Source organism: Bradyrhizobium sp. RD5-C2, assembly GCF_019972155.1.
Taxonomy (GTDB): domain Bacteria; phylum Pseudomonadota; class Alphaproteobacteria; order Rhizobiales; family Xanthobacteraceae; genus Bradyrhizobium.
The window spans coordinates 308,176-324,843 of the sequence record NZ_BOVL01000026.1; the positions used below are offsets into that span (position 1 = coordinate 308,176).

The window sequence follows — 16,668 nt, forward strand, 5'->3', positions numbered from 1 at the left end:
CTGAATAATAGAAAAATGCCGCTGATTTGCCCGACGTGTCAAGCTGCCATGTCGAACGCCGGCAGCCGTCGGCTACTGTGCATGGGGTTGTTTTCGATATTTTGGCAATGCGCCCCTGCGACGGGGCGAGGGAACCCTAGGCGGGTCCCTCGCCCCGTGCGGCATCAAGCACACCAGTCGCTAGCCCTTGCGCGAAGGCATCCAGGCGGACAGCAGATAGAAGCCGATCGCGACGATCAGGAGATAGCGGAAGCCGAGCAGGGTCGAGCACGACTCGGCGAGGCCGCCGATGACCGATCCCGCGATGTTGGATCCGAACGCCTGATCGGGATTGGCTTCGTCGCGGAACGAGCGGGCGAAGATCACGCCGGCGAAGAACATCGGGCCGAGCGCCAGCGCGCACGGGATCACGTAGCGCCAGACGATGCCGCCGCTGAGGAACGTGTCCAGCGGCACCAGCACCGAGACCGCCAGCAGCGCCAGCAGCCCGGCATAGTGCCGCGCCAGCCGGGTGGACGGCACCTTGATCACGTACAAATTGGCGGCGAGGATCAACAATAGCGCGGTGAAGAACACCGCCGAGTTGACCAGCCAGGTGCTGCCGAACAACAGCGCCATTTGCACCACCGCCTTGGTCTCGAGCAGCATGAACGCCGCGCCGAGGAAGAACATCCGGTTGTTGGGCCGCCAGGCGCCCTTCGGCTTGAACAGATAGACCAGACCGAGCCCGAGCACGCCGAGCAGGATCATCGAGCGAACGGTCAGGTCGGGGATCAGCCTGCCGCTGACATAGAGGAACGGCCAGTCGTCGCTGGTCGATTGCTTGGCGCCTTCATTGTCGACCACCAGTTTCGCCGGCGCCAGCGGCACCCAGTCGCCGTGCTGGGCGGCAGCCTTGTCCTGTGGCTTCTCAAAGCCGTCGACCGCCAGGTTCTCCGGCGGAATGCTGTTCAGCCAGAATTGGCCGCGGTCGCGGAACGCGGTGGAGATGCGCGGATTGCAGCCCGCGATGATGGTGGTGAAGCCGACCGCTTCGGACGAGGTCAGCGTTTCCTTGTAGGGCAGCGGCAGCACCAGCGGATCGCAGCCGAACACCTGCTTCGCCATCTCGGCGACGCGCTGCACGATCCAGCCCTGGCGATAGTAGTTGTACATCACGAACACGCCGTCCTGCTTCAGCACACGGCGGACATCCTGGAACGCCTGTTCGGTGAACAGATAGCTTTCGAGGCGGATGTTGGCGTAGCCGCTGTGCAGGATCAGCGAGTCGACGAGCGCATACACCACCAGATCGTATTTGCGTTCGGTGGTGCGCAGGAAATGCCGACCGTCGTCGAGATGCGGCACCACCCTCGGATCCTGATAGGGCTTGTCGGGATGGTTGTGGATGCCGATGTTCTGGATCACGGGATCGATCTCGACCGCATCGATGCGCTCGACGCCGAAGCGCAAGGCGTGCGCCAGGTCGTTGCCGGAGCCGGCGCCGATGATCATGACGTCCTTGAACGGCGCGCCACCGCTATGCTTCTGCAGCAGGTGGATCAGCGAATAGGACGAGCCGCGTTCGCTGAACGGCATCATTTCCTGATGGCCGATGCTGTTGACGGTGATCACGCCGTTGGATTTGTTGAGGTCGACGGCGTAGTAGGGCGACCAGCGGATGTCGTGGCTGCCGGAACGATCGGTGTAGTAGGCGGTAAATCCCACCACGACGATGATCGTCACGAGGCGCAGCAGCGACAGCGCCTTGTCCTGGTAGAGCAAATAGACGATGCCGGCGCAGCTGATGCCGAACCAGACCACCGGCGGCGCCTGCGCGAACGACAACAGCGAGAACCCGACGATGCCCGCGAGGCTGCCGCCGATATTCAGCGAATAGCCGGCGACGCGGTTGGGGTAGGCGTCGAAGGCGCGGCCGAGCGTCTGGCCGAGGCCGACGAACATCAGCGCGATCAGCACGAAGAACAGCCCGGCGATCGCCTCGATCGGCACGACGAATTTGGCGAGATCCGGGTTGCGATACTCGGTGCCGAAAAACACTTCCTGCGGCGAGGCCTGATGGCCGACGTCGACCGCGAACTGGCCCCAGTTGGAATACAGCATCATGATCGTGGCCACGGCGGCGAAGGTCACTAGGGCGAGCCCCGGAAACAGCGCGAGCCAGTTGGTGCTCCGCCGCGCGGCAAGGCAGCCGCAGGACATGCCGAGGAAGGCCGCGAGCAGCACGATATTGGTGAAGAATTGCAGGAACACGACCTTGGCCGAGAACCAGCGGATGCAGGCGAGTTCGAGGAACAGGATCAGGAATCCGACCAGGAAGAGATTGAAGCCGGCTTGGCGCTGATTGGGCCCATCGGCCAGATTCGTCGTGGACATGATCCTGATATCTCCTTAACCAACCAAAGGACGCGCCCCAATACCCGGTCGCCGCCGGCACACTAGATGCAACCGGTTGAGCAAAGATTGATTTGCCCGGCCGCATACGTGTTGCGGTTGGCGCCGCTGCCACGCAAGGAGTCATGGTGTAGGAAAGGTTTCGCTGCGAGCGGGTCGCGCCCCGCCTTTTACCCCGGGCGTCGATTGTTCATGGCAGGAGCGAAAAGGGATGGAGCCCTTTCGGCAGCGTGTCCCTCACCGGTCGGCAATGGCCGTCCTCACGCCGCTTCTTCGCCAAACACCATCTGCCAGCCCTTGCGCGTATCCATGTATTCCCGCACCTGCTTGATGCGGCCCGCCTCGACCACGAACACGAAGCAATAGTCATTGTCGTAGGGCCGGCCGCCCGGCAGCGTCGCGCGCGTGCGCTCCTCGACGATCACGCAGTCGCCGTCGGCATGAACGGCGCGGAACGCGATGTCGACCTCGGAGAACAGGCGGTGCATCTCGGTTGCGATGAAGCGGGCGATCGCATCCGCGCCGATCATGTGATCGGTGTGATCGAGCGCGACCGCGGTGGCGTTGCGCGCCGGCGCGATCCATTCGGCATCCGGTGCGAACACGGCAGCAATCAGGTCGGCGTCGCGGGTCCTGAACGTCTGCCAGGCGTTGAGGACGATTTCCTTGTTGGTTGGGCTCGTCATTGCGATGTCTCCAGGGGGTGATCGATCGGCTCGATTTAGGTCAGTGCTGCGGTTCGCGCTGGCCGGAATCGGACCTCATCACCGCAGGCCACTTTCCCTGATCGCGCGATACGCTAGTGTCCGATCATGCTCAGCTTCGAGGTCTGCAACGCTGCGCGGCTGCGGCGCGACGCGCGCTATGACGGCCGCTTCTTCACCGCGGTGAAGACGACCCGGATCTATTGCCGCCCGGTCTGTCCGGTGAAGCACCCGCTGCCGCGCAACGTCAGCTACTACCCCACTGCCGCTGCTGCCGAGGCGGCGGGCTATCGGCCATGCCTGCGCTGCCGTCCCGAAACCGCACCGTTCTGTCCGGCACGGAACGGCACCCGCTCCACGGTTGCGCGTGCGCTGAAGCTGATCGACGACGGCGCGCTCGAGCGCGGCTCGGTTGCCGCGTTGGCCGATCGGCTCGGCATCACCTCGCGCCACCTTGGGCGGCTGTTCGAGCGCCACGTCGGCGCCAGCCCGCAGCAGGTCGCGACCACCCGCCGCGTGCAGCGCGCCAAGCGGCTGATCGACACCACCGACGATGCGATGACCGAGATCGCCTTCCGTGCCGGCTTCGGCAGCGTCCGCCGTTTCAACGCCGCCTTCGCCGGTCTCTACGGCCGCTCGCCGTCGAGCCTGCGCGCGTCTTCACGCGGCCGGAGGTGAGGGGACAGCGCCGAGCCATGCGGCACGATAGGTCAACCCCGCTGACCATCTTTACCCATTGCGGCGGCTTGCCATAATCGTCTAGAACGACGGCGTCCAAGCGCTCCCGGCAACCAACCGTCAACGGTTTTGCCCGAGGATTTCGGCGCTCAACAGGGTCTGGCAATGCTGATTCGCGGCCAAATCGATGGGATTTCGGGGGAGGTGGCCCAGGCTACCGCCACGTTCCCGGCCGCACGGCCCACCCTGCTTATTGGCGGCCTGCTTCTTACCTGCCCCTGAGGGCCGGCTGGGCATTTGCGCCTGGGCACTCAGGGGTTTGTACGAGATCACCGGACCCCGACAATCGCCCAAGCAATTGCTCAAGCAGCAACATGACGGGCGCCAAGCTTAAAGGAATTTCTGACATGGCCACCGCTGATAAGTCCGATAAGGACCGCGTCATCATTTTCGACACCACCCTGCGCGACGGCGAGCAGTGCCCCGGCGCCACCATGACCTTCGAGGAGAAGCTCGAGGTCGCCGAGTTGCTGGACGATATGGGCGTCGACGTCATCGAGGCCGGCTTCCCGATCACCTCGGAAGGCGACTTCCAGGCGGTCAGCGAGATCGCCCGCCGCTCCAAGAACGCGGTTATCGCGGGGCTCTCCCGCGCCCATCCGGCCGACATCGACCGCTGCGCCGAAGCCGTCAAGTTCGCCCGCCGCGGCCGTGTCCACACCGTGATCGCGACTTCGCCGCTGCACATGCGCGTGAAGCTGAACAAGACCCCCGAGGAGGTCATCGAGACCTCGGTCGCGATGGTCGCCCGCGCCCGCAACCAGATCGACGACGTCGAATGGTCGGCCGAGGACGGCACCCGCAGCGAGATGGACTATCTGTGCCGGATCGTCGAAGCCGTGATCAAGGCCGGCGCCACCACGGTCAACATCCCCGACACCGTCGGCTACACGGTGCCGGAGGAATACACCCACTTCATGCGAACCTTGATCGAGCGGGTGCCGAATTCCGACAAGGCGATCTTCTCGGTCCATTGCCACAACGACCTCGGCATGGCGGTCGCGAATTCGCTGGCCGGCATCGTCGGCGGCGCGCGGCAGGTCGAATGCACTGTCAATGGCATCGGCGAGCGCGCCGGCAATGCCGCGCTGGAAGAGATCGTGATGGCGATCAATGTGCGGAACGACAAGTTTCCGTACTGGAACAAGATCGACACCACGCAGCTCACCCGCGCCTCGAAGGTGGTGTCGGCTGCCACCTCGTTCCCGGTGCAGTACAACAAGGCGATCGTCGGCCGTAACGCGTTCGCCCATGAGAGCGGCATCCATCAGGACGGCGTGCTGAAGGACGCCTCGACCTACGAGATCATGCGGCCCGAGATGGTCGGCCTGAAGCAGTCCTCGCTGGTGCTCGGCAAGCATTCCGGCCGCCACGCCTTCATCCACAAGCTGGAGGAGATGGGCTACAAGCTCGGCGCCAACCAGCTGGAGGATGCCTTTACGCGGATGAAGGCGCTCGCCGACCGCAAGAAGGATATCTACGACGAGGACATCGAGGCGCTGGTCGATCAGGAGATGGCGGCCGCGCACGACCGCATCAAGCTGGCTTCGCTGACCGTGATCGCCGGCACCCATGGCCCGCAGCGCGCGACCATGAAGCTCGACGTCGACGGCCAGATCAAGATCGAGGAGGCCGAGGGCAACGGCCCGGTCGATGCCGTGTTCAACTGCATCAAGCGCCTGGTGCCGCACGAGGCCAAGCTGGAACTCTACCAGGTCCACGCGGTAACCGAAGGCACCGATGCGCAGGCCGAAGTCTCGGTCCGCCTCGCCCACGAAGGCCGCTCGATGACCGCGCGTGCCGCCGATCCGGACACGCTGGTCGCGTCCGCAAAAGCCTATCTCGGTGCGCTGAACAAGATCGTGATGAAGCGCCAGCGCGACGTCCCGGCCGCCAAGGTCGTGGGCTGATCGACGCGAGCAGGATCGACAAGTTGAAACGCGGCGCTTTGGCGCCGCGTTTTTGTTTTGAGGCGCACGCATTCAAACCCGTCATCCTGAGGTGCGAGCTCTTGCGAGCCTCGAAGGATGAATCGGCCCCTACTGCTTCAGCACGTCGCGATCCCTTCGCGGAAGGACCCGCGCCGTCGCCCTTCGAGGCTCGCTTCGCTCGCACCTCAGGGTGACGGGGAACAGAGCTTTCCCGTCATTGCGGACGCAGCGAAGCAATCCATCTCACGGCTTGCCGATGCATGGATTGCTTCGTCGCTCCGCTCCTCGCAATGACGGCTATGGGTGATCGGCTTGGGATAAGATCCGCCTCACTTGACCATTGTTGGAATCTTATCCCAACAATCCGTTCTATCCCGCACTGCTTTGGAATCTTCCGCGCCGGCCCCGGCGCTACCCTGCGTTCTTTCCCGGGGACGCCGCCCATGCCGCTTGCCTCCATCGACGTCGACATCCCGCGCGCCGCCACGCCGGCGGAAACCGCGCTCACCCGCCGGGTCGATCTCACCACGCTCCGCCTGTTCGTCGCCGTCTGCGACGAGCAGAACCTCACCCGCGCCGCGCTGCGCGAGGGGATCGCGGCTTCCGCGGTGTCGAAACGGATGAACGATTTCGAGCTGGCGTTCGGCGTCACGCTGTTTAAGCGGCTCGCCAAGGGCATGGCGTTGACGCCGGCCGGCGAGGCGCTGCTGCATCACGCCCGGGTCACGCTGCTCAACGTCGAGAAGATCGCGGTCGAGCTGTCGGAATATTCGCAAGGCGTGCGCGGCCATGTCCGCATGCTCGCCAACCTCTCGGCGATCGTGCAGTATTTGCCCGAGGACCTCTCCGCCTTCTTCGCGGCGCACGAGCTGCTTCGCGTCGATCTGCAGGAGCGGCCGAGCGGGCAGGTGGTGCGCGGCATCGAGGAGGGTGCGGCCGAGATCGGCATCTGCTCGGCCGAGGCCGACAGCCGCGCGCTCGAAGCCTTCCATTATCGCTACGACAATCTGGTGGTTGTGATGCGGGGGGACCATCCGCTGGCCGGCCGCGAGAAATTGCTGTTCACCGAGACGCTCGATTTCGACCATATCGGCCTGCACACCGCGAGCTCGATCTATCTGCGTTCGCAATACGCGGCGACGCAAGCGGGCAAGACGATGCGGCTGCGCATCAACGTGCCAGGCTTCGATGCGGTCTGCCGCATGGTGCAGGCCAATATGGGCCTCGGCCTGATTCCGGATCGCGCCTTCGCGGTCGTCGGAGCCGGCATGGGCCTTCGTGCGATTCCCCTGCGTGACGATTGGGGGCGGCGCGAGCTGAAGATCGTGGTCCGCGATGCCGCGCGGCTTTCCGGGACCGGCCGCCTGATGCTGGACTATCTGCGCGCCGTCGAAACGGATCGGGTCGGGCGGGTCGGCTAGCGCTTCGATCCCCTACAGCCGGCGGAGCCTTAGCCAGCCGTCGCCTGGATTGAACGCAAAAGCGCGCGTGATCGGCTGATCGCCGATCGCGCCTTCGGCGTTGCATCAGCCTCATTATCTCCCTGCAAAATCTTCATGCCGCAGGGGCCTTCCGGTCGCTCCTTCGCGGGTTACGTATTGGACAACGATGCACTGCAGTGCCGGTACGCATGATTAGCGACGCCGTTGGCACGCATCCGGCAACGCGACAGAGGGGACAGGAGCGCGACGATGACGAACACGATTTCCGGCATTCGAATCCCGGACAGCAAGATCGCGCGGGAGGCCGCCGAGTTGGTGCGGCAATACGAAACCGAGATGCTGTTCAATCACTCGGTTCGCGTGTTCGTGTTCGGCGCGCTCAAGGGCGTCAGGCAGAATCTGACGTTCGACCCTGAACTGCTTTATGTCGCCGCGCTGTTTCATGACCTCGGCCTTGTCGATCACTTCCACACCGAGACCAAGCGGTTTGAAGTCGACGGCGCCGATGCGGCGCGCGCATTCCTCAGAAGCCACGGCATCCCAGAGCCGAAAGCCGATCTGGTGTGGGAAGCGATTGCGCTACACACCACGCCCGGCATCCCGCAATACATGCGACCGGAAATCGCGCTCACCAATGCGGGCGTTCTGGTCGATGCTGTCGGCATCGGATACGACGACTACACGGCCGAGCAGCGCGACAGCGTGATTGCCGCGTTTCCGCGCGGTGATTTCAAGAACGAGTTCATCGAGGTCCAGACCTGCTCGGCCCTGAAGAAGCCCCAGACCACGTTCGGCACGGTCAATTTCGATTTTATCGCGGAGCGCGACCCCGCGTTTCACCGGCCGAACGCCTGCAGTCGGATCCGCAACACGCGGTGGCCCAGCTGAACCGGGCGGTGCTGGATATTAGCCGCCGTCAAGCGCGGCGAGACGATCGGCTTCCGCGATGTCTTCGACGGTGTTGGCGTTGAAGAACGGATCCAGCGGCTCGGTCGGCCATTCGACCGTTGCGAGCGGATAGCGCGCGGTCCAGCGATCGATCCTGCGCACGTCCTCCTCGACCAGCGCGTGGCGCAATTCACCGCGCAAGCGCACGCTCCAGAGACCGATCACCGGGTGCACCTGCCCGCCGGATGAGGCGACCGCGAGCTCGGCATTCTCGGCCGCGCGCGCCTGCTCCAGGCGTGCGACAAGATCGCGCGGCAGAAACGGGCAGTCGCCCGCCGCGCTCAGCACCCATTTCGCATCCGGCCGGTTGGCCGCAGTCCAGTCCAGCGCGGCCAGGATGCCGGCGAGGGGGCCCGGATAATCGGCGACATCGTCGGCGACGACCGGAAGGCCGAAGGCGGCGAAGCGCGCGGGATCGCCATTGGCGTTGATGATCAGCCCGCCGCATTGCGGGGTGAGACGGTCGATCACCCGCTGCAGAATGGTCCGGCCGGCGATCTTGCGCATCGGCTTGTCGCCGCCGCCCATCCGCCGCGCGAGGCCGCCGGCCAGCAGCACGCCCGGGATATTAGTCATTATCGGCCTCGCCCTTGCGCTTGTGCCGCATCGATTCCTCTTCGACATAGTCGAGGTTCTGGTCGTAGACGATCCGCGCCTCACCCGACAGCGCGATGAAGCGCTTGCCGCGGGCGCGGCCGACCAAGGTCAATCCGACCTGCCGCGCCAGATCGACGCCCCATGCGGTGAATCCGGAGCGGGAGACCAGGATCGGGATGCCCATCCGCACCGTCTTGATCACCATCTCGGAGGTGAGCCGTCCGGTGGTGTAGAGGATCTTGTCGGCGGGATCGACATTGTGGCGATAGATCCAGCCCGCGATCTTGTCGACGGCGTTATGCCGGCCGACATCCTCGGTGTAGCAGACCGGCGTGCTCTCCTTGCACAGCACGCAGCCGTGGATGGCCCCCGCTTCCAGATAGAGCGACGGCATGGTGTTGATGGTGTGCGTCATCCGGTAGAGCCACGAGGTGCGTAGCTCGGCCTTCGGCAGCGCAACCTTCTCGACGGCCTCGAGCAGGTCGCCGAACGCCGTTCCCTGGGCGCAGCCCGAGGTCTGGGTGCGCTTCTTCAGCTTCGCCTCGAAATTGGTGTGGTGCTCGGTGCGGACCACCACCACCTGGAGATCGTCGTCATATTCGACCTCGGTGACGACGTCGTCGTATTTGAGCATGTTCTGGTTCAGGAGGTAGCCGAGCGCGAGGTATTCGGGATAGTCGTTGATCGTCATCATCGTGACGATCTCCTGCGCGTTGAGGTACAGCGTCAGCGGCCGCTCGACCGGTACCCTGATCTCGGTCGGCGCGCCGGTCTGATCGACGCCTGTGACGCGCTCCGTCAGCCGTGGGTCGTCCGGGTCAGGAACAATAAGGGGAGCGGTGGTCTTCTCGGTCACTGGCGCATATCCAGACGGGTTCACATGGCAGCGAAGCAGGGGATATAAGCACGATCGGAGACGGACTGGCCACTCTCCGCCGCTTCGCCGGAACTGCCAAGGATTCGTCAAGGATGGTCCGGCTTTGAGGATAACGCTGCAGTTCGCGATGTGGGTCGAACAAATCTTGTCGATGGCCGAGGACTGAGGACATCATGGCGCAGCTTTCCGACGACTGCTTCGCGTTCGGCGGACCGATGATGTCGGTCGACGAGGCCGTCGCGATCATCGCGTCGCGCGTCAAGCCTGTCGGCGAGACGGAAACCGTTGCCCTGGTCGACGCCGATGGACGCATCCTCAGCCAGGATGTCGCTGCGCCGCTGCCGCTGCCGCCTTTCATGAATTCCGCCGTCGACGGTTACGCGGTCTCCGGTGCAGACCTGCCGGCGAGCGGCGAGCGCGCGTTTCCCGTTCTGGGCCGTGTGCAGGCGGGAGCGCCGGCGCAGCCCGCGCGGCCCGGTCAGGCGGTGCGGATTTTCACCGGTGCGCCGATGCCCGACGGCACCGATACCGTGTTCATGCAGGAAGACGTGCGGATCGACGATGCGGGCAACGTGATCCTGCCGTCCGGCCTGAAGGCCGGCGCCAATGTGCGTCCGGCCGGCGAAGACATTGCGCGCGGCCATGTCGCGCTGGCGGCGGGGCGGCGGCTGCGGCCGCAGGACATCGCGGTTGCCGCTGCCTTCGGGCTCACCACGCTAGACGTGGTGCGGAGCCTGCGTGTCGGGGTGTTCTCGACCGGCGACGAGCTGGCCGCGCCGGGGAGCGCGCGTGCTGAAGCTCAATTGTTCGATTCCAACCGCTTCATGCTGATCGCGATGTTGCGGCGGCTCGGTTGCGATGTCGGTGATCTCGGCATCCTGCGCGACGAACGCGCCGGGCTCGCCGCTGCGCTCAAGCAGGCCGCGCAACGATACGACCTGATCCTCACCACCGGCGGCGTCTCGACCGGCGAAGAGGACCACGTCAAGGCCGGCATCGAACAGGCCGGCTCGCTGGTGCTGTGGCGGATGGCGATCAAGCCTGGCCGTCCGGTGGCGATGGGAATCATCGACGGCACGCCGCTGATCGGTCTGCCTGGCAACCCGGTGGCGAGCTTCGTCACCTTCGTCCATGTGGTGCGGCCGACCGTGCTGGCGCTGTCAGGAGCTAAGCCGTCTGCCTTGCTGCCGATGCCGGTCCGGGCCGCCTTCGGCTACAACAAGAAGAGCGGCCGCCGCGAATATGTCCGCGCCTCGCTGCGGTGGGCGGCGGACGGCGCGCTGGAAGCCACCAAGTTTCCCCGCGAAGGGGCCGGCCTGTTGTCGTCGCTGGTCGAGACGGATGGGCTGATCGAGCTCGGCGAAGCCATCGTGCGGGTCGAGCCGGGCGATACGGTCGGCTTTCTCGGCTACGCCGACCTGCTCTGAGGCCGCGAGATGCGGTCGCGATCGCGCGAGCTGGATGCTCGCGTGATTGGGAATTCAGATCGATCGATAGGCAAACATTAACAACGGCCTGCGCGGCAACCCGACGCTGCTAGAGGCGTTCTAAATCTGCTTGCCTGTGGCATGCCAGAGAATAGAGTTGGGTCGAACCGGCGCAACTTGCGCAAAGCCGGGTTCCAAGGCGAGGTTTCATGAGTGGAGACGACGTTCACAAGGTCCGCGCGTTCGAGCATCCCGGAGCCGGCAGGAAGCGGGCGAAAGCCACGCCCAAGGGACGCCAGGTCGACCCCGCGGCCGCTCATGAGATCGAGGTGCTGCTCGCCGACCGGCCGAGGCGTCGCGACCTGCTGATCGAATACCTCCATCTGATCCAGGACAAGTATCACCAGATCTCGGCGCAGCATCTTGCGGCGCTCGCCGACGAGATGAAACTATCGTTCGCCGAGGTGTTCGAGACCGCGACCTTCTATGCGCATTTCGACATCGTGAAGGAAGGCGAGCCTGATATCGCGCCGCTCACCGTGCGGGTGTGCGATTCACTGACCTGCGCGATGCTCGGCGGCGAGAAGCTGCTGAAGGATCTCCAGAGCCGCGCCGGCCCCGGCATCCGTGTCGTGCGTGCGCCGTGCGTCGGCCGATGCGACACCGCACCCGCTGCGGAGGTCGGCCACAACTTCATCGATCATGCGACCGTCAGCAACGTGCTCGCTGCGGCGAAGAACGGCGACACCCATGTGCATCTGCCGCCTTACGTCGATTACGACGCTTATGTCGCTGACGGCGGATACCAGCTGCTGACGCGGCTGCGCTCGGGCGAGCTGCCGCGCGAAGACCTGCTGAAGGCGCTCGACGATGCGTCGTTGCGCGGTCTTGGCGGCGCCGGTTTCCCCACGGGCCGCAAGTGGCGGGCCGTGCTCGGCGAACCCGGTCCGCGGCTGATGGCTGTCAACGGTGACGAGGGCGAGCCCGGCACGATCAAGGACCGCTACTATCTCGAGCGCGATCCGCATCGCTTCCTCGAGGGCATGCTGGTCGGCGCCCACGTGGTCGAGGCGCCGGAAGTCTACATCTACATCCGCGATGAGTATCCCGCCTGCCGCGAGATCCTCGCGCGCGAGATCGCAAAACTTCCACCCGGCGGTCCTGTGCTGCATCTGCGACGCGGCGGCGGCGCCTATATCTGCGGCGAGGAATCCTCGCTGCTGGAATCGATCGAGGGCAAGCGCGGCCTGCCGCGGCACAAGCCGCCATATCCGTTCCAGGTCGGACTGTTCGGCCTGCCGACGCTGATCAACAACATCGAGACGTTGTGGTGGGTGCGCGACATCGTCGAGAAGGGCGCCGACTGGTGGAAGAGCCACGGCCGCAACGAGCGCCACGGCCTGCGCAGCTTCTCGGTGTCGGGACGCGTCAAGGATCCCGGCGTCAAGCTCGCGCCCGCCGGCATCACCCTGCGCGAGCTGATCGACGAATTCTGCGGCGGCATGGCCGACGGCCATACCCTGCAGGCCTACCTGCCGGGCGGCGCGTCCGGCGGCATCCTGCCGGCCTCGATGGACGACATCCCGCTCGATTTCGGCACGCTGGAGAAATACGGCTGCTTCATCGGCTCCGCCGCCGTCGTCGTGCTCTCGCAGGCCGATGACGTCAGGGACGCCGCGCTCAACCTGATGAAGTTCTTCGAGGACGAGAGCTGCGGGCAATGCACGCCCTGCCGCGCCGGAACCGAGAAGGCGGCACTCTTGATGCAGCAACCGGTCTGGAACAAGGAGCTGCTCGACCAATTGAGCCAGGCGATGCGCGATGCATCGATCTGTGGCCTCGGTCAGGCGGCCTCCAATCCGCTGACCTCAGTGATCAAATATTTTCCGGACGGGTTTCGTCCGCAGCAAGCCGCCGAATAGGCGGACCAAGCAGGCGAACTTCGACGAGGATTTTGAATGAGCAACGATCACAACTCCGGCCAGACGATCCAGTTCGAGCTCGACGGCCATCAGGTCGAGGCGCGGGCCGGCGAAACGATCTGGCAGGTCGCCAAGCGCCAGGGCACCGAGATCCCGCATCTCTGCTATTCGCCCGCGCCGGACTATCGGCCGGACGGCAATTGCCGCGCCTGCATGGTCGAGATCGAAGGCGAGCGCGTGCTGGCGGCGTCCTGCAAGCGGACGCCTTCGGTCGGCATGAAAGTGAAGTCCGCCAGCCAGCGCGCCGTCGCGGCGCAGAAGATGGTGATGGAGCTGCTCGTCGCCGACCAGCCGGCGCGCGAGACCTCGCACGATCCGGATTCGAAATTCTGGCACTGGGCCGAGAAGACCGGCGTGACCGAAAGCCGCTTCCCCGCCACCGAGCGCTGGCATGCCGACACCAGCCATCCGGCGATGCGCGTCAATCTCGACGCCTGCATCCAGTGTGGTCTGTGCGTGCGGGCCTGCCGCGAGGTGCAGGTCAACGACGTCATCGGCATGGCTTATCGTAGTCACGGCTCGAAGATCGTGTTCGACTTCGACGATCCGATGGGAGAATCGACCTGCGTCGCCTGCGGCGAATGCGTCCAGGCGTGTCCGACCGGCGCGCTGATGCCGGCTGTCATGCTCGACGACAAGCAGACGCGCGTCGTCTATCCCGACCGCAAGGTGGACTCGCTGTGCCCGTATTGCGGCGTCGGCTGTCAGGTCACCTACGAGGTCAAGGACGAGAAGGTGATCTACGCGGAAGGCCGTGACGGTCCCGCCAATCACAACCGGCTCTGCGTCAAGGGCCGCTTCGGCTTCGACTACATCCATCACCCGAACCGGCTGACCAAGCCGCTGGTGCGGCTGCCTGGCGTGAAGAAGGATGCCAACGACCAGGTCGATCCCGCCAATCCCTACACCCATTTCCGCGAGGCATCCTGGGAAGAGGCGCTCGATCTTGCCGCGGCGGGCTTGAAGAAAATCCGCGACGAGAAGGGCGCCAAGGCGCTCGCCGGATTCGGCTCGGCCAAGGGCTCGAACGAGGAAGCTTACCTGTTCCAGAAGCTGGTCCGCACCGGCTTCGGCTCCAACAATGTCGATCACTGCACGCGGCTGTGTCACGCCTCGTCGGTGGCGGCGTTGTTCGAAGGACTGAGCTCCGGCGCGGTGTCGGCGCCGTTCTCGGCCGCGGCCGACGCCGAGGTGATCTGGGTGATCGGCGCCAATCCGACCGTGAACCATCCGGTCGCCGCGACCTTCATCAAGAACGCCGCCAAGCGCGGCGCCAAGCTGTACGTGATGGACCCGCGCCGGCAGACGCTGTCGCGCCACGCCACCCAGCATCTCGCCTTCAAGCCGGGCAGCGACGTCGCGATGCTGAACGCGATGATCCACACGATCATCACCGAGGGCCTGACCGACGAGCAGTACATCGCCGGCTATACCGAGGGCTATGACGAGCTGAAGGCGAAGATCCAGGAGTTCACGCCGGAGCGCATGTCTCAGATCTGCGGCATTCCCGCCGAGACGCTGCGCGAGGTGGCGCGTGCCTATGCCCGCGCCAAGTCGTCGATCATCTTCTGGGGCATGGGCATCAGCCAGCATGTCCACGGCACCGACAATGCGCGCTGCCTGATCGCGCTCGCTTTGATCACCGGCCAGGTCGGCCGTCCCGGCACCGGGCTGCATCCGCTGCGCGGCCAGAACAACGTGCAGGGCGCCTCCGACGCTGGCCTGATCCCGATGTTCCTGCCGGACTATCAGCCGGTCGGCCGCGACGACATGCGCGGCGCCTTCGAGAAACTGTGGGGGCAGGAGCTCGATCCGGTGCGCGGGCTGACGGTCGTCGAGATCATGAACGCGATCCACGCCGGCGAGATCCACGGCATGTTTGTCGAGGGTGAGAATCCCGCGATGTCCGATCCGGATCTGCAGCACGCGCGCCAGGCGCTGGCGAAACTCGATCATCTCGTGGTGCAGGATTTGTTCGTCACCGAGACCGCGTTCCATGCCGACGTCATCCTGCCGGCTTCAGCGTTCGCAGAAAAATCCGGCTCCTTCACCAACACCGACCGCCGCGTGCAGCTGGCGCGCGAGGTGATCCAGCCGCCGGGCGATGCACGGCAGGATCTCTGGATCATCCAGGAGATCGCCAAGCGGATGGGATTGCCCTGGAACTACGCCGGGCCGGGCGAGGTCTTCACCGAGATGGCGCAGCTGATGCCGTCGCTGAAGAACATCACCTGGGAGCGGCTGGTCCGTGAGGGCGCGGTGACCTATCCGGTCGACGATCCCGACAAGCCGGGCAATGAGATCATCTTCACCACCGGTTTCCCGACCGAGAGCGGCCGCGGCAAGATCGTGCCGGCCAAGGTGATCCCGCCGGATGAACTGCCCGACGACGAGTACCCGATGGTGCTGTCGACCGGGCGCGTGCTCGAACACTGGCACACCGGCTCGATGACGCGTCGCGCCCAGGTGCTCGATCAGATCGAGCCCGAAGCGGTCGCGTTCATGACGCCGAAGGACATGCGCAAGAAGGGGCTCGCGCCGGGCGATTTCATCCGCCTCGAGACGCGTCGTGGCGCGGTCGAGGTCAAGGTGCGCGCCGACCGCGACGTGCCCGAGAACATGGTCTTCATGCCGTTCTGCTACGCGGAGGCGGCGGCGAATTTGCTGACCAACCCGGCGCTCGATCCGTTCGGAAAGATTCCGGAGTTCAAGTTCTGCGCCGTCCGCGCCGAGAAGATCGATATCCGGACGGCGGCGGAATAGCCGTCCGGGCTACGCAAGAAACAAACGCAACGCGGCGACGCCAACCCGCAGGGAGATCAGCATGCGAACGATCATCGTCGGAGCACTTTGCGCCATCGCAATGGTCGCGAGCGCACACGCCGCGGTCAAGGAAGAGCCGGTCACCTATACCGACGGCGAGACCACGATGAAGGGCTTCGTGGTCTATGACGACGCGACCCAGGCCAAGCGGCCCGGCATCGTCATGGTGCACGAATGGTGGGGCATCACCCCGCATATCCACAACGAGGCGCGGAAGTTCGCGGAGCAGGGCTATGTCGCCTTCATTGCGGACATGTACGGCGACGCCAAGACCGCCGACAACCCGAAGGACGCCGGCGCGCTCGCAGGCTCGGTGATGAAGGATGCGAAGGTGATGGAGCAGCGCTTCAACGCCGCGCGCGAGCAACTCGCCAAGCAGGCCTCGGTAAATCCGCAGCGGATCGGCGCGGTCGGCTACTGCTTCGGCGGCGCGGTGGTGCTGAACATGGCGCGCACCGGCGCCGATCTCGCCGCCGTTGCGGGCTTTCACGCTTCGCTCGGACTCAATACGCCCGCACCCGCGCCGGGCACCGTCAAGGCGAAGATCCTGATTCTGAACGGTGCGGACGACCCGTTCGTGAAGCGCGAGCAGTACGATGCGCTGAAGAAGGATTTCGACGCAGCGAAGGCCGATTACCGGATCATCGAGTATCCCGGCGCCGTGCACGCGTTCACGAACCCTGAAGCGACCGAACTCGGCAAGAAGTTCAACCTGCCGCTCCGCTACGACGCCAAGGCCGATCAGGAATCGAAGGCCGAGGCGGCCAAGCTGTTTGCCGCAAGCCTTCAGAAATGAGCCGACGGG

12 protein-coding genes are annotated in these 16,668 nt (G+C 65.0%); 8 read left to right on the top strand and 4 right to left on the bottom strand.

Annotated features, from left to right (window positions below):
* Nucleotides 1-180: 180 nt before the first annotated feature.
* Nucleotides 181-2,376 (bottom strand): spermine/spermidine synthase domain-containing protein, encoded by a 2,196-nt coding sequence (locus BraRD5C2_RS33220; RefSeq protein ID WP_223975605.1) that lies wholly within the window; start codon nucleotides 2,374-2,376, stop codon nucleotides 181-183.
* A gap of 278 nt (nucleotides 2,377-2,654) precedes the next feature.
* Nucleotides 2,655-3,080, bottom strand: coding sequence for a nuclear transport factor 2 family protein (locus tag BraRD5C2_RS33225; RefSeq protein WP_223975607.1), 426 nt, complete (start codon nucleotides 3,078-3,080; stop codon nucleotides 2,655-2,657).
* Nucleotides 3,081-3,206: 126 nt separating this feature from the next.
* On the opposite strand from BraRD5C2_RS33225, the gene BraRD5C2_RS33230 reads away from it, so the two are divergent.
* From BraRD5C2_RS33230 to BraRD5C2_RS33245, 4 genes are all read left to right on the top strand, one after another.
* On the top strand, nucleotides 3,207-3,776 hold the full coding sequence (locus BraRD5C2_RS33230; RefSeq protein ID WP_223975609.1) for a bifunctional transcriptional activator/DNA repair enzyme AdaA: 570 nt from the start codon (nucleotides 3,207-3,209) through the stop codon (nucleotides 3,774-3,776).
* A gap of 407 nt (nucleotides 3,777-4,183) precedes the next feature.
* Nucleotides 4,184-5,746, top strand: a complete 1,563-nt coding sequence (locus BraRD5C2_RS33235) for a 2-isopropylmalate synthase (protein ID WP_223975611.1) — start codon at nucleotides 4,184-4,186, stop codon at nucleotides 5,744-5,746.
* 464 nt (nucleotides 5,747-6,210) lie between these two features.
* Entirely contained in the window at nucleotides 6,211-7,188 is a 978-nt protein-coding gene (locus BraRD5C2_RS33240) for a LysR family transcriptional regulator (protein ID WP_223975613.1), read from the top strand.
* A gap of 270 nt (nucleotides 7,189-7,458) precedes the next feature.
* Nucleotides 7,459-8,097: an HD domain-containing protein gene (locus BraRD5C2_RS33245; protein ID WP_223975615.1), complete on the top strand. Its 639-nt coding sequence runs from the start codon at nucleotides 7,459-7,461 to the stop codon at nucleotides 8,095-8,097.
* Between the two features lie 18 nt (nucleotides 8,098-8,115).
* On the opposite strand, the gene mobA is transcribed toward BraRD5C2_RS33245, so the two are convergent.
* Both mobA and BraRD5C2_RS33255 read right to left on the bottom strand, forming a co-directional pair.
* Entirely contained in the window at nucleotides 8,116-8,733 is a 618-nt protein-coding gene (mobA, locus tag BraRD5C2_RS33250; RefSeq protein WP_223975617.1) for a molybdenum cofactor guanylyltransferase MobA, read from the bottom strand.
* Nucleotides 8,726-9,610: a formate dehydrogenase accessory sulfurtransferase FdhD gene (locus BraRD5C2_RS33255; RefSeq protein ID WP_223975619.1), complete on the bottom strand. Its 885-nt coding sequence runs from the start codon at nucleotides 9,608-9,610 to the stop codon at nucleotides 8,726-8,728. The genes mobA and BraRD5C2_RS33255 overlap by 8 nt, the downstream gene beginning before the upstream one ends.
* 194 nt (nucleotides 9,611-9,804) lie before the next feature.
* Here BraRD5C2_RS33255 and BraRD5C2_RS33260 point away from each other — a divergent pair, with 194 nt between their 5' ends.
* The 4 genes from BraRD5C2_RS33260 (at nucleotide 9,805) to BraRD5C2_RS33275 (ending at nucleotide 16,659) form a co-directional block, all read left to right on the top strand.
* Nucleotides 9,805-11,058, top strand: a complete 1,254-nt coding sequence (locus BraRD5C2_RS33260) for a molybdopterin molybdotransferase MoeA (protein WP_223975621.1) — start codon at nucleotides 9,805-9,807, stop codon at nucleotides 11,056-11,058.
* A gap of 209 nt (nucleotides 11,059-11,267) precedes the next feature.
* Entirely contained in the window at nucleotides 11,268-12,980 is a 1,713-nt protein-coding gene (locus BraRD5C2_RS33265) for an NADH-ubiquinone oxidoreductase-F iron-sulfur binding region domain-containing protein (protein WP_223975623.1), read from the top strand.
* A gap of 36 nt (nucleotides 12,981-13,016) precedes the next feature.
* Nucleotides 13,017-15,803, top strand: coding sequence for a formate dehydrogenase subunit alpha (gene fdhF / locus BraRD5C2_RS33270; RefSeq protein ID WP_223975624.1), 2,787 nt, complete (start codon nucleotides 13,017-13,019; stop codon nucleotides 15,801-15,803).
* A gap of 61 nt (nucleotides 15,804-15,864) precedes the next feature.
* On the top strand, nucleotides 15,865-16,659 hold the full coding sequence (locus tag BraRD5C2_RS33275; protein WP_223975625.1) for a dienelactone hydrolase family protein: 795 nt from the start codon (nucleotides 15,865-15,867) through the stop codon (nucleotides 16,657-16,659).
* The last annotated feature ends 9 nt before the right edge of the window (nucleotides 16,660-16,668 follow it).